The 15,203-nt window shown below is 66.0% G+C and carries 14 protein-coding genes; 3 read left to right on the top strand and 11 right to left on the bottom strand.

The features are described 5' to 3' along the window. Positions 1-9: 9 nt before the first annotated feature. On the top strand, positions 10-387 hold the full coding sequence (locus G6N15_RS18485; protein WP_083085883.1) for an ATPase: 378 nt from the start codon (positions 10-12) through the stop codon (positions 385-387). Positions 388-409: 22 nt separating this feature from the next. Here G6N15_RS18485 and ppc read toward each other — a convergent pair whose 3' ends face one another. Genes ppc through G6N15_RS18470 form a run of 3 tightly spaced genes read right to left on the bottom strand, consistent with a single transcriptional unit; the run spans position 410 to position 4,207 of the window. Continuing rightward, complete coding sequence (gene ppc / locus G6N15_RS18480) at positions 410-3,229, bottom strand: phosphoenolpyruvate carboxylase (RefSeq protein ID WP_083085881.1); 2,820 nt, start codon at positions 3,227-3,229, stop codon at positions 410-412. A 38-nt stretch (positions 3,230-3,267) separates the two neighbouring features. Further along, the gene (secG, locus tag G6N15_RS18475) at positions 3,268-3,501 is read right to left on the bottom strand and encodes a preprotein translocase subunit SecG (RefSeq protein WP_083085879.1); all 234 of its coding nucleotides are present in this window, start codon (positions 3,499-3,501) and stop codon (positions 3,268-3,270) included. Between the two features lie 46 nt (positions 3,502-3,547). Further along, entirely contained in the window at positions 3,548-4,207 is a 660-nt protein-coding gene (locus G6N15_RS18470) for a TetR/AcrR family transcriptional regulator (protein ID WP_083085876.1), read from the bottom strand. Positions 4,208-4,338: 131 nt separating this feature from the next. On the opposite strand from G6N15_RS18470, the gene G6N15_RS18465 reads away from it, so the two are divergent. Next, the gene (locus G6N15_RS18465) at positions 4,339-4,818 is read left to right on the top strand and encodes a MarR family winged helix-turn-helix transcriptional regulator (RefSeq protein WP_083085874.1); all 480 of its coding nucleotides are present in this window, start codon (positions 4,339-4,341) and stop codon (positions 4,816-4,818) included. 19 nt (positions 4,819-4,837) lie between these two features. Here the strand turns inward: G6N15_RS18465 and tpiA are convergent, their stop codons facing one another. Genes tpiA through gap form a run of 3 tightly spaced genes read right to left on the bottom strand, consistent with a single transcriptional unit; the run spans position 4,838 to position 7,872 of the window. Next, positions 4,838-5,623, bottom strand: a complete 786-nt coding sequence (gene tpiA, locus G6N15_RS18460) for a triose-phosphate isomerase (RefSeq protein ID WP_083085872.1) — start codon at positions 5,621-5,623, stop codon at positions 4,838-4,840. Positions 5,624-5,637: 14 nt separating this feature from the next. Continuing rightward, positions 5,638-6,849 (bottom strand): phosphoglycerate kinase, encoded by a 1,212-nt coding sequence (locus tag G6N15_RS18455; protein WP_083085869.1) that lies wholly within the window; start codon positions 6,847-6,849, stop codon positions 5,638-5,640. A gap of 3 nt (positions 6,850-6,852) precedes the next feature. Next, entirely contained in the window at positions 6,853-7,872 is a 1,020-nt protein-coding gene (gene gap, locus G6N15_RS18450) for a type I glyceraldehyde-3-phosphate dehydrogenase (RefSeq protein ID WP_083085867.1), read from the bottom strand. Between the two features lie 617 nt (positions 7,873-8,489). Here gap and G6N15_RS18445 point away from each other — a divergent pair. After that, positions 8,490-8,966 (top strand): hypothetical protein, encoded by a 477-nt coding sequence (locus G6N15_RS18445; protein WP_083085864.1) that lies wholly within the window; start codon positions 8,490-8,492, stop codon positions 8,964-8,966. A gap of 4 nt (positions 8,967-8,970) precedes the next feature. Here the strand turns inward: G6N15_RS18445 and G6N15_RS18440 are convergent, their stop codons facing one another. From G6N15_RS18440 to rapZ, 5 genes are all read right to left on the bottom strand, one after another. Then, a complete protein-coding gene (locus G6N15_RS18440) occupies positions 8,971-10,392 on the bottom strand; it encodes a phytoene desaturase family protein (RefSeq protein WP_083085862.1) in 1,422 nt (473 codons plus the stop codon). Next, positions 10,389-12,158, bottom strand: coding sequence for a DUF3556 domain-containing protein (locus G6N15_RS18435; protein WP_083085859.1), 1,770 nt, complete (start codon positions 12,156-12,158; stop codon positions 10,389-10,391). Before G6N15_RS18435 ends, G6N15_RS18440 begins: the two co-directional genes overlap by 4 nt. A gap of 72 nt (positions 12,159-12,230) precedes the next feature. Further along, positions 12,231-13,208 (bottom strand): DNA-binding protein WhiA, encoded by a 978-nt coding sequence (gene whiA / locus G6N15_RS18430; RefSeq protein ID WP_083086045.1) that lies wholly within the window; start codon positions 13,206-13,208, stop codon positions 12,231-12,233. Beyond that, a complete protein-coding gene (gene yvcK, locus G6N15_RS18425) occupies positions 13,205-14,257 on the bottom strand; it encodes a uridine diphosphate-N-acetylglucosamine-binding protein YvcK (protein WP_083085856.1) in 1,053 nt (350 codons plus the stop codon). The genes whiA and yvcK overlap by 4 nt, the downstream gene beginning before the upstream one ends. Then, a complete protein-coding gene (gene rapZ, locus G6N15_RS18420) occupies positions 14,254-15,192 on the bottom strand; it encodes an RNase adapter RapZ (protein WP_083086043.1) in 939 nt (312 codons plus the stop codon). The genes yvcK and rapZ overlap by 4 nt, the downstream gene beginning before the upstream one ends. Positions 15,193-15,203 lie beyond the last annotated feature (11 nt).

Here is a 15,203-nt window from a genome sequence, read left to right as displayed (position 1 = left end):
AGCGTCATAATGACCGTCATGGCAGACAAATCGGCCCGCGCGGGCTCCGAGCGGCAGCGGCTGAAGACCCTCGCACAGGCCGCGTTGAACGCCGACCTCACGGTGCAACAGCTCGAGAGCGTGCTGGCCGACATGAACACGTCGCTCTCCGGCCTCAACGGTGCCCTCGACACCTTCGAGAACAGCCTCGAACACCTAAACACCACACTGGGCAAGCTCGACGAGCTCGCGCCGAGGCTCGGCGGTGTGGTCGATCGGATGGAAGCGATTGTTGAGAGGGTCGAGCACATCGTCGACCTGACCGAAGCGGTGATGTCACCGTTGTGGGCGACCGAGCACGCGGTGCGCGGCGTCATCAACGCCTTGCGGAACCGCACCGTGCGATAGCGGACCCAAACACGAACTTCCGCTAGCCGCTGTTGCGCAGCGCGCTCGCTAAACCGTTCATCGTCAACAGGATTCCGCGCTGCACCAGTTCGTCGTTGTCACCGCGGCGGTAGCGCCGCAGCAACTCTACCTGAAGGTGGTTCAGCGGCTCCAGGTACGGGAAGCGGTTGAACACCGAGCGCGCCAGCGCCGGGTTGTCAGCCAGCAGGTCGTCTTGGCGAGTGATCAACCGATGCATGGTGATGGTGCGCTGGTGCTCGTCGACGATCTTGTCAAACACCCTGTGCCGCAGTGACTCGTCAGAAACCAGCTCGGCATACCGAGCCGCCAGTCCCAGGTCGGTCTTGGCCAGCACTTGGGCCATATTCGACAGCACGGTGCGGAAGAACGGCCATCGTCGATACAAGTCGTGTAGGACGTCGAGTCGGGCTTTCTCTCTATCAGACCTCTCGGCGACCCACTGCTCGAACGCCGAGCCGGTGCCATACCAGCCGGGCAGCATCACCCGGCACTGGCTCCAGGCCAGCACCCAGGGAATGGCGCGCAGGTCCGCGATCGACGTGGTGGGTTTGCGCGATGTCGGCCGGCTGCCGATGTTCAGCGACCCGATCTCACTGACCGGGGTGGACGCCAGAAAATAGTCGACGAAACCCGCTGTCTCATGGACCAATTCGGCATAGACCCGTTGTGCTCGCGCGGCCAGGTCGTCGAGCACCTCGTAAGCGGGGGCCGCGTCGTCGCCGAGACCCTCCACGTCGAGCAGCGTCGCCTCCAAGGTGGCGGCCACCAACGTTTCCAGGTTGCGGCGCGCCAGTTCCGGTTCGGCGTATTTGGCGGCGATCACCTCGCCCTGCTCGGTGAGGCGCAGGGAGCCGTTCACCGCGCCCGGCGGCTGGGCGAGAATGGCCTCATAGCTGGGCCCGCCGCCGCGCCCTACGGTGCCACCGCGACCGTGAAAGAGCCGCAACCGAATTCCCGTTCTGCGGGCCGTCTCCACCAGGGCGAGCTCTGCGCGGTAGACCGCCCAGTTCGAAGCCAGATAGCCGCCGTCCTTATTGGAGTCGGAGTAGCCGAGCATCACCTCCTGGCTTTCGCCGCGAGCCCGGACCAGCGCCCGGTAGAGCGGAAGATCGAGCATCGCTTGCAGAATCGACGCTCCGCTGTAGAGATCGTCGATGGTCTCGAACAGCGGGACGATGCCCACGGGGCAATACGGTCGTGCCCCGGAGGCATCTAACAGACCGACCTCTTTCAGCAGGATCGCCGGTTCGAGCACGTCCGACACCGAGCGGCACATCGAGACGACGTAGTTGGGCACCGCCTGCGGGCCGTATACCGCCACCGCGCGGGCGGCAGCCGCGACGATGTCGAGCTCGCGCCGGGCCAGCCCGGAAAGTTGGGCGCGGTCACTGAGCAGCGGCCGGCGGGTGCCCAATTCGCCGGCCAGCAGCGTGACCCGCTGGTCTTCGGGCAGCGACGAGTAGTCCGGATGCACCCCGGACCAGGCCAGCAGCTCGGCAACCACTTCTTCGTGGACGTCGGAGTTTTGCCGCAAGTCCAGGCCACACAGGTGAAAACCGAAGACGTGCACGGCCTCCCGCAACGCGGCCAGCCGGTGCTCGGCGAGCAGCGCGCTGCCGTGGCGGCGCAGCGAGACATCGATGGTGTCAAGGTCAGCCCGCAACTCCCCCGGCGTCACATATCGGGGCAGGCCCAGCTCGAGCTGTTGGGCCGGCTGACGATCGAGGATCGCGGCCGCGGTCGTGGTGAGCCGGGCGCGGATCACCCGCAACGCCCGCCGGTACGGCTCGTCGGCGCGGGCCGGTTCGTGACAGGCATCGGCCAGCGCGGCCAGTTCGGGGCTGACGGTGACCAGCCGCGCCGACATCGACAGCTCCTGTTCCAAGGCGGTCAGCTCGGCGAAATAGTGCGCCAGCGCGGTGTAGGCCGCACTGCCAGTGGCCAGCCGCACCACGTCGGCGGTCACGTTCGGGTTGCCGTCGCGATCACCACCGATCCAGGAACCCGGCCGCAGGATGGGCTCGCAGAGCAGGTTCGAGTCGGGCCAGCGTGCGCGCAGCGCCTCCCGCACTTCGGCGTTGATCTTCGGGATGACATCGAAAAACGCGGCCGGGTAGTAGCGCAGGCCGACTTCGATCTCGTCGGAGATCTGCAGCCGCGACAGCCGGACCAGCGCGGTCTGCCACAGCGTCAGCACCTGGCGGCGCAACTCCGGTTCGATGGCGCGGCCTCCGAAACAAGCGCTGTCAGTGTCCCCGCGTCCTGCAGCGCGCAGCCGCATCAACTCGGTGATCCGGTGTTGGGTGGCGAACACGGTGCGACGTCGGGTCTCGGTCGGATGCGCGGTGATGACCGGCGACACCAACGCGTCGGCCAGCGCGGCGGCAACCGTAGCCGAATCGATATCGGCGGCATCGAGTTTGCGATACGTGGCGGCCAAGCTGCTGTCCTGCGGCGGCTCACCGGCGGCGACGTGGATGGCGCGGCGCCGCTCGCGGTGGATGTCCTCGGCCACATTGGCCAACAGCGCGAAGTGAGTGAAGGCCCGGATCACCGGAATGGCCAGGTGGATGTCGAGACCTGAGAACATCCGGGCCAGATCGGCACGCTCGATCTCCGAACGCCGCAGGCGAAACGACTCCACCCGGGCACGCTCGACGAGTTCGAACACCTCGTCGCCGTTCTGCTCGCGCACGGTGTCGCCGAGTATCGCGCCGAGCAGCCGGATGTCCTCGCGCATCGGCTCGGTGGCTTGGCGTCCCACTCGCGTGCGTTGGACGGCGCCGACCGGCTCCAGCACAGCGTCGGATACCTCGGCCATGCGTTCCAGTGTGACGCCGGCTGCCTGAACTCGCCTGTTTAGCGGTACTTGATCAGCAGGGCCATCCCGATGATGGACACCAGCCAGATGCCGGTGACGAACAGGGTCAACCGGTCCAGGTTCTTCTCGACGACCGTCGACCCGGACAGGCTGGATTGCACGCCGCCGCCGAACAGTGTCGACAGACCCCCGCCCTTCGCGCGATGCAGCAGCACCAGCAGCACCACCAGCACGCTGGTGATCACCAGGATGATCTGCAGGGCCAACTCCATGGCCGCCACCTTACCGGGTTAAGCCTCCAAGACGACCGCGGCCCGGTCATCGCCGTTCGGGCGCCACTGCCTCGGCCAGTCCGGCAGGAATCCCGGGCAGCCGGGCAATCGTGTCCAGCAGGGCGTGAGCGCAGACGTCGCCCAGCAATCCGCCGTCGACGGCTGGGTCCGTGATTTGCTGCCGGCACACCTCGAAGGTGAATGCCAGCCATCCCGACACGCTCATTCTGAGCGCGCATGCCGTGGACCCGTCCAAACCCTGCTGCCGACCCGGAACCACCTCGGTGAGCAGGGCCATGACGCGCGGAACCTGCCGGTCGATGACTAGTTCCTCGATGGCGAGTAGCAGCGGGTCGGCGCGACCCACACCGAGGTAGGCGGCCCACACGCTGTTCGGATGGCGTTCGTGATATTCCAGGCAGGCGAGCACGGCGGCGCGAATCCGCTGAAACAGCGTCTGATCCGGTCCCCGCGGCGGGGTAGTTGCTTCGAACAACCGCTGTGCCTCGGCGTCGACGACCGCGTCGAAAAATGCCCGCTTGTCCGGGAAATAGTGGTACATCAGCGCCCGAGATACCCCTGCGCGCTCGGCGACCTCGTCGATGCGCACCTCGTCGTAAGGTCTTCGCCCGAACATTTCGACGCCCCACGCAAGCAGCTCGGCACGCCGGTGGTCGGGCGACAGACGGCGTCTGCCCTCCCCCATATTTCCTCCCCTTTAACATAAGCTGCTTATCTACCAGGCTAGGCTTCTCACTTGCCCATCGTTGTTGCGCATTGAGAATTCATAGGAATTCCGCGTTGTGTACATAGGCATTTGATATAGGTCGGGTGCGAATGAAGCGGGACACGCAAAACCGAGAGCACATCGTCGCGGCACTCCATGCCGCGGCACGACTGCGGGTGCACCACCTGGCCCGTGGCCAAAGCTTGACGGCCAACTCGGTACTGGCGCGCCTGGCCGACGATGGTCCGACGCGGCTGACGGTGTTGGCAGACACCAGCGGTGTCAGTCAGCCGGCGATGACGCAAGTGGTTACGCGATTGGAGCGCGAAGGTTTGGTTGCTCGCCTGCCCGACCTGGAGGATCGACGGGCCACCCTGGTCGAGATCTCGGACCGGGGGCGGACGTTCCTGTCCGAGCTGAGGCAATCGCTCAACGACCGCCTCGTCGAACTGCTGGAAACGCTGTCGCCCGACGACGAGGCGGCGTTGGCGTTAGCGATGCGCGTTGCCTTGCCCCGCATCCGACAGCTGATCGAAGAAGCCGCGCAGCAACCCCGTTCGGCGCGGGAACCCACGCCGCTGATGAGCTGACCGAGCAGCTGGGCGGCGCCTAGGGCAGCGGCCCCCCAGCCGCGATGGCGCACAGCTTCGCGAACTCCTCGCCGTCCAGGGAGGCCCCGCCAACCAGGGCGCCGTCGACGTCGTCGCAGGCGATGATGTCGCCGATGTTCTTGGCGTTCACCGAGCCGCCGTACAGAACTCGGACTGTGTCGGCGATCTGCGGTGACGCCAACGCGCCCAGTTCTTTTCGAATCGCAGCGCACACCTCCTGCGCGTCCGCGGCGCTCGCCACCCGCCCGGTCCCGATGGCCCACACCGGCTCGTAGGCGATGACGACGGTGCCGATCTGCTCGGCCGTGAGCCCTGCGAGCGAGCCGCGCAGCTGCTCGACGTTGTGGGTCACGTGGTCACCGGCTTCACGGACCTCCAGGTGTTCGCCGATGCACACGATGGGTGTCAGCCCGTGCTTGAGCGCGGCCGCGGCTTTGGCGGCGACCAGTTCGTCGTCCTCGTTGTGGTAAGTGCGCCGTTCGGAGTGACCGGCGACGACGTAGGTGCAGCCCAGCTTGGCGAGGAACGCGCCGCTGATGTCGCCGGTGTAGGCGCCGGAGTCGTGTGGCGACAGGTCCTGGCCGCCGTAGGTCAGCCGTAGTTTGTCGCCGTCGACAAGGGTTTGCACGCTGCGAAGGTCTGTGAATGGTGGCAGCACCCCGACGTCGACCTTGTCGTAGTACTTGTCCGGCAGCGAGAACGCGATCTTTTGCACCAGCGCGATCGCTTCGAAGTGGTTCAGGTTCATCTTCCAATTGCCGGCGATCAGCGGCTTGCGGCTCATCGGGCTCCTTTGCGTCAGGTGTTCAACACCGCTAGGCCGGGCAGTTCTTTGCCCTCGAGATATTCCAGCGACGCGCCGCCGCCGGTGGAGATGTGCGACACCGCGCCCTCAGGAAGGTTCAGCCCGCGCACAGCGGCAGCCGAGTCACCGCCGCCGACCACGCTGAAGGCACCCTTGGCGGTGGCGGCGACGATCGCTTCGGCCACACCTTTGGTGCCTGCGGCGAACGCGGGGAACTCGAATACGCCCATCGGGCCGTTCCAGAAGATTGTCCTGGCGTTGGAGAGCAGCGTCCTGAACCGGATAACCGATCCGGGCCCGATGTCCAAGCCCATCTTGTCGTCGGGAATAGCGTCGGCTGCAACGACTTTCGATGGGGAATCGGCCGCGAATCTGTCGGCCACGACGATGTCCACCGGCAGGCGGATCACGTCGGCATAGGTTTCGGACAGCCTGCGACAGGTATCGACCATCTCGGGCTGCACCAGCGACGTCCCGACCGGAAGACCATGGGCGGCAAGGAATGTGAAGCACATGCCGCCGCCGATCACGATGCTGTCGGCCTTCGTGGCCAGCTTCTCGATGACGCCGAGCTTGTCCGACACCTTCGACCCGCCGAGTACCACGGCATACGGCCGTTCGGTGGAGCTGGTCAGCTGCTCGAGGACTTTGACCTCGGCGGCGACCAGCTTGCCGGCGTAGTGCGGCAGCAGTGTGGCAACGTCGTAGACCGAAGCTTGCTTGCGGTGCACGACACCGAACCCGTCGGAGACGAAAGCGCCGTTGTCTCCGACCAGTTCGGCGAGTTGCCGGGCCAGCGCGAGGCGCTCGTTGTCGTCCTTGCTGGTCTCGCGCGGGTCGAAGCGAACGTTCTCCAGCAGCAGCACTTCACCGTCGCTCAGCGCTTGGGCGCTGGCGACCGCGTCGCTACCCACAACATCGCTTGCCAGTTGGACATCGTGGTCGAGTTGCTCGCTGAGCGCAGCCGCGACCGGGGCCAGTGACAGATTCGGGTCGTGGCCGTCCCTCGGGCGACCTAGGTGCGCGGTGACGACCACTTTGGCCCCGGCGTCGGCCAGTGCCTTCAGCGTCGGCACCGACGCGGTGATGCGGCCCGGGTCGGTGATCGTCCCGTTCTCGAGCGGGACGTTCAGGTCGGAGCGCACGAGGACTCCGCGACCCGAGACCCCTTCGGCGAGAAGGTTTTCGAGTGTCTTGATGACCACGGCTTACAGCGACTTGCCGACCAGGGCGACCAGGTCGACGAGGCGGTTGGAGTAACCCCATTCGTTGTCGTACCAGGACACCACTTTGGCTTGGTTGTCGATGACCTTGGTCAGCCCGGAGTCGAAGATCGAGCTGTGCGGGTCGGTGACGATGTCGGTGGAGACGATCGGCGCGTCGTAGTACTTGAGGATGCCCTTGAGCCGGCCCTCCGCGGCGGCCTTGAAGGCGGCGTTGATCTCCTCCACGCTGGCGGGCTTGGACAGGTCGGCGGTCAGGTCGGTCACCGAGCCGGTCGGGATCGGCACGCGCAGCGCGTACCCGTCGAGCTTGCCGTTGAGCTCGGGCATGACGAGCCCGATGGCCTTCGCCGCGCCGGTGGAGGTGGGCACGATGTTCAGCCCGGCGGCGCGGGCGCGGCGCAGATCTTTATGCGGCCCGTCTTGCAGGTTCTGGTCCTGAGTGTAGGCGTGGATGGTGGTCATCAGGCCTTTGATGATGCCGAACTCGTCGTGCAGCACCTTGGCCAGCGGCGCAAGACAGTTCGTGGTGCACGAGGCGTTGGAGATGATGTTCTGGCTGCCGTCGTACTTGTCGTCGTTGACCCCGAGGACGATCGTGATGTCCGGGTCGGTGGCCGGCGCCGAGATGACGACCTTCTTGGCGCCGGCGTCCAGGTGGCCCTTGGCCTTGGCGGCATTGGTGAAAAGCCCGGTGGATTCGACGACGACGTCCACGCCCAGATCACGCCACGGCATGGCGGCTGGGCCTTCCCTGACCTCCAGCGCTTTGATTTTGGAGCTGCCGACGACGATGGTGTCTTCGCCTTCCAGGCCCACGTCGTGGGGCAGCCGGCCTAGGATCGAGTCGAATTTCAGCAGGTGGGCCAGCGTGGCGTTGTCGGTGATGTCGTTGACGGCCACCACCTCGACGTCGGCGATGCCCTGCTCCTGCTGCGCGAGTAGGGCCCGATAGAAGTTGCGTCCGATTCGACCGAAGCCGTTGATGCCTACTCGGACCGTCACGTCTTTCTCCTTAGTCGCTGGTGGTCTACCCGCGCCAGCCTAGTCGGGCGACGATGCGGGCCGTCTGCGGCCCGAGGAGGAGCCCGACCATCCAGCCCAGCGGGCGACGATGCGGGCCGTCTGCGGCCCGAGAAGGAGCCCGACCATCCAGCCCAGCGGGCGACGATGCGGGCCGTCTGCGGCCCGAGAAGGAGCCCGACCATCCAACCCAGCGGGCGACGATGCAGGCCGTCTGCGGCCCGAGGAGGAGCCCGACCATCAACCCAGCGGGCGACGATGCGGGCCGTCTGCGGCCCGAGGAGGAGCCCGGCCATCCAGCCCAGTCGGAGCCCGGAGGCGTCCGGAAACTGCACATCAATGTCGATTCCGCTACGCTGAGCCGCAGGTTGAATAGCAGCCTAGAAAGCGCCGTACTGGCGTGCAGGCCGAGGTCTTCGTGCTTGTGACGATGCTCGTGAAACCGGTGCCTCCGCTTGGCGTTTTTCACGCGATTAGCGATCAGCGACATTCAAGATCAGGGAGCTCATGTCTGTTGTTTGTATGCCCGGACCAGGGCAGCCTCCAAGTGGCCACGGGATTTCGTGTCCGACAGTCTGCGAGAACGGTGTTGCCTGAGCATGAGCGAGAACGAAACGGTCGAAAACATGCGCGCTGCGGTCACCGAAACCAACGAGCTGAACTCGGTGTCACAGCCTTTGGGGTATGCCGTCACCTGCCAACCGGGCGCCGGAGTCGGTGACGACGACCCAGCTCGTCGCCGATTCAACGTCCACCGGATAGACCACCCGGTTGGGCATGGCCCCAGCTTCGATAACGCAGCCGAGGTGCGCGCGCACCTCGACCGGCTAGCGAAGCTGCCACGCTGGCGCCTCGATCTCGACGACGAGTCCGTGACGTTTGACAGCACGAAGCTGACGATTACCGACAAGCAAAGCGGCGAGAGCTTCTCCTTGAAGGGGTGGAAGTCGTTCGGGATCTCCGGCATGGCCAGCGCCCAAAAAGCGCCGGGCGCATCTGTGGGTGTGCGCCATATCTCGGTGGCCGCCGAGGAGCCGCCCACCGTAGGGCGCTGGAACCGGTGGGACGGGCGCTGAGCCCCTACTTCTCCGTGCGCAGGCGGCGCAAGGCCGCTTCGGAAGCGTGATAACCGCACAGCCCGTGCACACCGGCGCCGGGTGGCGTGGATTGCGAGCACAGGTAGACACCTGGCACACCAGTGAAGTAGGGATCGACTGCCACCCGTGGCCGGAAAAGTATCTGCAAGCGGTCATTGGCGCCGCCGATGATGTCGCCGCCGATGAAATTCGCGTTGTATGCCTGCAGCTCGGCGGTTGACTTGCTGACCCTCGCGACGATGCGGTCGCGGAATCCGGGCGCGAACCGCTCGATTTGGTCGACCACCGCGTCGGTGGCGTCGCCGTTGTAGCCGAACGGCACATGCGCGTACGCCCAGATCGGGTTGATGTCGCCGTTGGAACGCGACGGGTCGGCCAGATACTGCTGCCCGACGAGGACAAAAGGGCGCCTGGGCATTTGGCCGTTGGCGCGCTCGAGTTCGGTCTGCGCGATTTCGGCAAACGTGCCACCGAGGTGGACGGTGCCCGCGCGGCCGCAGGCCGGATCGGCCCACGGGATATCGCCGTCGATGGCGAAGTCGACTTTGAACGCCGATGAACCTTCGCGGTAGCGCTGATAGGAGCGCTTGATGCGGGCGGGCATCAGGTCGCCGTAAATCGACAGCGCCGCAGCGGGACTCAGGTCGAGCATCACGATATCGGCGTCGGGGATGTCGGCGCGGCTGCGGACGGTGACGCCGGTTGCGATCGCCCCGCCATACTCGCCGAGCGCAGTGGCCGCGGCCGCGATGATGAACCCTGATCCGCCTTGCGCCACGGGCCAGCCGTAGCGGTGTCCGCTGGCCAGGATCATCAGTCCCAGTGACGCGGTCAGTGGTCGGTCGAGCCGGGTGTACACGTGGGCGGCCGCGCCGCCGAACAAGGCTCGGGCTTTCTCGGTGCCAAACCACCGCGCCATTACGGTGGCCGGCAGCAGGGCGCGTGGCCCGAATCGCGCAAGGTGGATCGGGTGCCGCGGAACACCCAGAACGGGCCGCAGCAAGTCGTGCGAGAGCTCGTCGAAACCGGCCGCCAGATCACTCAGCGCGCGCCGCCAGCGCGGCCCGTCGGAGCCAAGACCAGCGGCGGTCTGATCGATCGACCGGTACAACACCCCGGCAGTGCCGTCGTCGAGCGGATGCGCGCAGTCGATCTCCGGCCATCGCCACGTCAACCCGCGGTGTTCGAGGTCGATCTGCGTCCAGAACGGTGAACCTACCGCCATCGGATGGAAGGCCGAACAGTGGTCGTGGATGACACCAGGCAGCGTCAGTTCGCCCGAGCGTGCACCGCCGCCGATCCTGTCGGCCGCCTCCAGCACCTGCACGTCGACGCCGTGGCGCGCGAGATTGACTGCGGCGGCCAAGCCGTTGGGGCCGGCGCCGACGACGACGGCGGTGGTCACTGCGTCCGGTGCGCGGCGTCGGTGTGGTGCTTCGTGGGATGGACGGGGATCTGGTCACCCGGTTCGGGCCACGGCTCGCGGCTCAGCATGTCTTCGACTTTGACATAGCCCTCTTCCATCACGCCGGTCTTGGCGTCGGCAATGCGGTACCACTGCTTCTGTGTCTGGATCGGTTGGCCTTCGAGGATGATTACCCTGACGTCGCCCTCCTCGAAGTGACAGCGCCGCTGCACCGCCTCGATCAGCTGCTCGTTGTGCAAATGACCTTCGCCGAAGTTCCATCCGATGAGCGGCCCCGCGACGATTTCGCCTTCTCGGATGGCGTAGTCGGCTTCGTTCTCGATAGCGCGGGGCAGCAACCCGTTGAGCGCCCGGCCGTGCAGATGCATGGCCCGAAACGCTCCTGGAACCTTGTCGGCCATGACTTCCGCGGTCGCCGGGCCGTAGAGTTTTACCAATTGGTTGACCACGAGCGGTGAGCTTTTGACGACGTTGGCTTCAATCTTGTCCTCGGCCCCCGGACGGAAGCACCACAGGCTGGTGGCCCAGTTACCGGCGTAGTAGCGCATTGCCGGAAGGAACGAAATCTGCTGGGGGAACATGTTTCCTGCGATCAGAGCGGTAGCGATGACAACGATTAAGGCGGCTGCCAGCAGCGGGGAGCTCAGGTCGTAGACCGTAATGGAGCCGTAGTGCCCGAACAGGTAGAACAGCGAGAAGATGAAGAAGACGTTCCACTCCAACGGAACTCCCATCGGGAGGTTGGAAATGATGTTGAGGTGGAAGATCACCATGAAGGCGATCAGGAACCACCGCCACGGCTGACCGTCGGCGGCGAAGACCAGCACGCCCGGCACGATGAATTCGGCTGTGGTACCGCCAACGTGGGCCATGAATTTCGGCAACCAGGAGGGTCGCAGGTCGTTGACCGGGTCACGGTAGAGCATGTGCTTGAACCAGCTGAACATCTTGGGGCGCAGCAGCGCGTTATTGCTGGTCATCACCGCCACGACATACGGGAAGTGGTGGTTGAGCTTGGACGTCGCTGCGCCCCACCACAATCCGAGCATGATGATTTTGAAAGCCGCGATCTCGTCGATGAACGGAAAGAAGAACACAAAAAGCTTGAGCCAGTAATGTTCGGCGCGGGCGGCCAAGAAAATGGTCTTGTCGCGCAGCCCGAGCACCGCCAGCGCGACTATAGTCGGCACCACCAGCATGGGGTCGACCAGCCCGACATCGCCGCTGCTGGTGACCGCGCCGCCATTGCCGGGCGACAGCAGCGCCCACACGCCGGAGATCAGCACCGCGGCATACAGCGCGACGTCGACGACCGTGCGGGTGTCGCCAGCGGTGAACGGAACCTTCTGCGGCCACGGTGGCAAGCGAATCGTGTTGGGCCGCAACCAGTACAGGAACCCACCGATCGGCGGCCAGAACCTGCCTGTCAGCGGGCCGGAACCGCAGCCTAGGCCCAGTACCTCGAACAGCAGGGTGAAGATGATGACCTTCTGGTACACGATCGGCTGCGTCCACCATTCGCCGATGTGACCGAAACCGCCCAGACCCGGTGTGAGCGAAATGATCGCTGCGGGGGCGGCGATGTACACGGCGATCTTGAGCACGTAGAGCAGGTAGACCGCATACGGGGTGCCGAAGCCGTGTTCGGCCCAGTGGCGGCTGCAAACCTGGACCCGGGTGCTCCACGGCAGGGTTCGCCACGTGTCAGGGTCGACGTCCGGAATCGACGGTGTGATGAATCCCATGACGGCCTCGTTTCCGTGAAAAGCGGAGTCTATCGCCAAATCACTTGGCGGATATGGCGAATCCCTTCTAGGTCAGGCGTCCTCCAACAGATCCGGGGTCACCGCTGATTCCGTGTCCGGGATCCCCTCTTGCTTCGCTTTGCGGTCTGCCATCGACAGCAGTCGCCGAATACGGCCTGCGACAGCGTCTTTGGTCATTGGCGGGTCTGCCAGCCGGCCTAGCTCTTCCAGGGAAGCCTGGCGGTGCTCGATGCGCAGCTTGCCGGCCGCGGCCAAATGGTCGGGCACACTGTCGCCGAGTATCTCCAGCGCGCGCTCCACTCGGGCCGCCGCCGCCACCGCGGCCCGAGCCGAACGGCGAAGGTTGGCGTCGTCGAAGTTGGCCAACCGGTTCGCCGTTGCCCGCACTTCGCGGCGCATCCGGCGCTCTTCCCAAATCAGCCGGGTGTCCTGGGCGCCCATCCGGGTAAGCAGGGCGCCAATCGCTTCACCGTCGCGCACCACCACCCGGTCGGCGCCGCGCACTTCGCGTGCCTTGGCGCTCACCCCGAGTCGGCGCGCCGCACCCACCAAGGCCAGCGCGGCTTCCGGCCCCGGGCAGCTGACCTCCAAGGACGAGGAGCGTCCCGGCTCGGTCAGCGACCCGTGCGCCAAAAAGGCGCCGCGCCAAGCAGCTTCGGCGTCGGCGATGCTGCCCCCAACCACCTGGGCCGGCAGGCCGCGCACGGGGCGGCCGCGCTGATCGAGCAGGCCGGTCTGCCGAGCTAACGCCTCGCCGTCGTTGGCCACCCGCAGCACGTACCGGGTTTGTTTGCGAATACCGCTGGCCGACAACACATGTACCACCGCGTTGTAGCCGTACAGCTCGAAGATCTCTTTGCGTAGCCGCCGTGCGATGCTGCCCAGGTCCACCTCGGCTTCGACGACTACCCGACCACCCACGATGTGCAGCCCCCCGGCGAACCTCAGCAGCGACGTGACTTCGGCACGCCGAGCGCTCACCGAATTCACCACCAACCGGCTCAACTCGTCTTTGACTTCGGCCGTCATCGCCACGCGTCGTCACCTCTCGGTCCGCTACGACCCGGTGCCTGAGCGCCGGTCCCTTCTTCAATTGGCATCGGTGCGGTGGCCGCGGGACGGGCTTCGGCGTCGGTGCCACGCACCCGCACCTCTTCCAGCACCGCCGCGAGCTTGCCCGGATCATGTAAAGGTGTACCAGGCCTGGAGACATCCACGAATCGCACCTGCGCGTCGAGCAGCTTTGCGGTGCGGCGCAGTTGCTCACGCTCGCGCTCACTGGGCACCCGTTCGGCGTCGATGATCACGTCATGCACGGTGAAGTCCGGCGCATGCTGCGCCAGCACGTGCAGATGACGCTCCACCGAAAAACCCGCGGTCTCCCCCGGCTCGGCCACCAGGTTGAGCACCAGCGCCCGTCGGGCCGTCGTCGCCTGCAACGCTGCAGCCAGCCCTGGCACCAATACATGCGGGATCACGCTGGTGAACCACGAGCCCGGTCCCAACACCACCAGGTCGGCGGCCATGATGGCGTCGACGGCCTGCCGTGTGGCCGGCGGGTTGGCGGGCAGCAGCCGCACTCGGCGCACCTTCCCCGGTGTGGTTGCGATCGCCACCTGGCCGCGGATCACCCGGCTCATCCGCGGATCGGTCTCCAGGCCGGCGACGTCTGCCTCGATTTGCAGCGCGATGGGGCACATCGGCAACACCCTGCCTTTGACGCCGAGGATGCGGCCCAGTTCGTCGAGCGCCGCGACCGGGTCGGCCAGCACTTCGTTGAGCCCGGCGAGCAGAAGGTTGCCGATCGGGTGCCCGGCCAGTGCCCCGCTGCCGCCGAACCGATGCTGCAGGATGGTCGCCCACAGTCGCCCGTGTGGGCTATCGGATGCCAAGGCAGCCAATGCCATTCGTAGATCACCCGGCGGCACCACGTTGAGCTCGTTGCGCAGCCGGCCGGAGGAGCCCCCGTCGTCGGCGACAGTCACCACCGCCGAGACGTGCGGGGTCAGCCGCCGGGCCGCTGACAGCGTCGCATATAGGCCGTGTCCGCCGCCCAGGGCGACTATGCGTTCATTCATTCGCGACCCAGATCCCGGTGCAGCACCCGCACGGACAATTGCGTATCGGGCTCCAGCAGCCGCGCCAACTCCTCCGCGATGACAACGCTGCGGTGCTTACCGCCGGTGCAGCCGATGGCGACGGTCATGTAGCGCTTCCCCTCTCGCCGGTAGCCGTCGACAACCAGGGACAGCAATCGATGGTAGGTGTCCAGAAACTCTGCCGCGCCGGTCTGGCCCAACACGTAGTCACGAACCGCAGGATGCTGGCCGGTGTGGGGGCGCAGCTCGTCGACCCAGTGCGGATTGGGCAGGAAGCGCACGTCCATCACCATGTCCGCGTCCATCGGTAGGCCGTATTTGAAGCCGAACGACTCGAGGGTGACGCTGGTGTGCGCCACGGCTTCGCCGCCGAATGCTCGTTCGATGCTTTCCCGCAAGCCCCGGACCGACAGGGTCGTGGTGTCGATGATCAGGTCGGCGGTGGCGCGAACCGGAGCCAGCATCTCGCGCTCGGCGGCAATCCCTTCGGCCAACGTCTGGCTACCTTGTAGCGGGTGGCTGCGCCGATTCTGCTCGTAGCGGCGCACCAGCATGTCGTCGGAGGCTTCCATGAACAACACCCGCGGGGTGATGTTGCGGGTGGCCAAGTCGTTGCGCACCCAGTCCAGGTCCCCGGTGAACCCCCGAGAACGCACATCCATGACGACGGCCAGCTGGGTGATCCGCGATCCCGCCGCCAGCCCGAAGTCGACCATGCGGGTGATCAGCTGCGGCGGCAGGTTGTCGGCGACATACCAGCCGAGGTCCTCGAGCACCTTGGCCGCGGTGCCGCGGCCCGCACCTGAGAGCCCTGTCACCAACACGACATCGATGCCCGATTGCGCTGCCCCGTCCGGCTGGTTGCCAGCCGACTCCGCGTGCACAGCGTTTCCACCCAGGTTTTCGTCGCTCATGCGCTGCCCCA

The sequence above is a fragment of the Mycobacterium noviomagense genome (assembly GCF_010731635.1).
Taxonomy (GTDB): Bacteria; Actinomycetota; Actinomycetes; order Mycobacteriales; family Mycobacteriaceae; genus Mycobacterium; species Mycobacterium noviomagense.
This window is presented reverse-complemented; position numbering and strand designations above follow the sequence as displayed.

Coding starts and splice junctions, on each gene's coding strand:
- G6N15_RS18485 (WP_083085883.1), top strand. CDS start 10: ATGACCGTCATGGCAGACAAATCGGCCCGCGCGGGCTCCGAGCGGCAG.
- ppc (WP_083085881.1), bottom strand. CDS start 3,229: ATGGCCGAGGTATCCGACGCTGTGCTGGAGCCGGTCGGCGCCGTCCAA.
- secG (WP_083085879.1), bottom strand. CDS start 3,501: ATGGAGTTGGCCCTGCAGATCATCCTGGTGATCACCAGCGTGCTGGTG.
- G6N15_RS18470 (WP_083085876.1), bottom strand. CDS start 4,207: ATGGGGGAGGGCAGACGCCGTCTGTCGCCCGACCACCGGCGTGCCGAG.
- G6N15_RS18465 (WP_083085874.1), top strand. CDS start 4,339: ATGAAGCGGGACACGCAAAACCGAGAGCACATCGTCGCGGCACTCCAT.
- tpiA (WP_083085872.1), bottom strand. CDS start 5,623: ATGAGCCGCAAGCCGCTGATCGCCGGCAATTGGAAGATGAACCTGAAC.
- G6N15_RS18445 (WP_083085864.1), top strand. CDS start 8,490: ATGAGCGAGAACGAAACGGTCGAAAACATGCGCGCTGCGGTCACCGAA.
- G6N15_RS18435 (WP_083085859.1), bottom strand. CDS start 12,158: ATGGGATTCATCACACCGTCGATTCCGGACGTCGACCCTGACACGTGG.
- whiA (WP_083086045.1), bottom strand. CDS start 13,208: ATGACGGCCGAAGTCAAAGACGAGTTGAGCCGGTTGGTGGTGAATTCG.
- yvcK (WP_083085856.1), bottom strand. CDS start 14,257: ATGAATGAACGCATAGTCGCCCTGGGCGGCGGACACGGCCTATATGCG.
- rapZ (WP_083086043.1), bottom strand. CDS start 15,192: ATGAGCGACGAAAACCTGGGTGGAAACGCTGTGCACGCGGAGTCGGCT.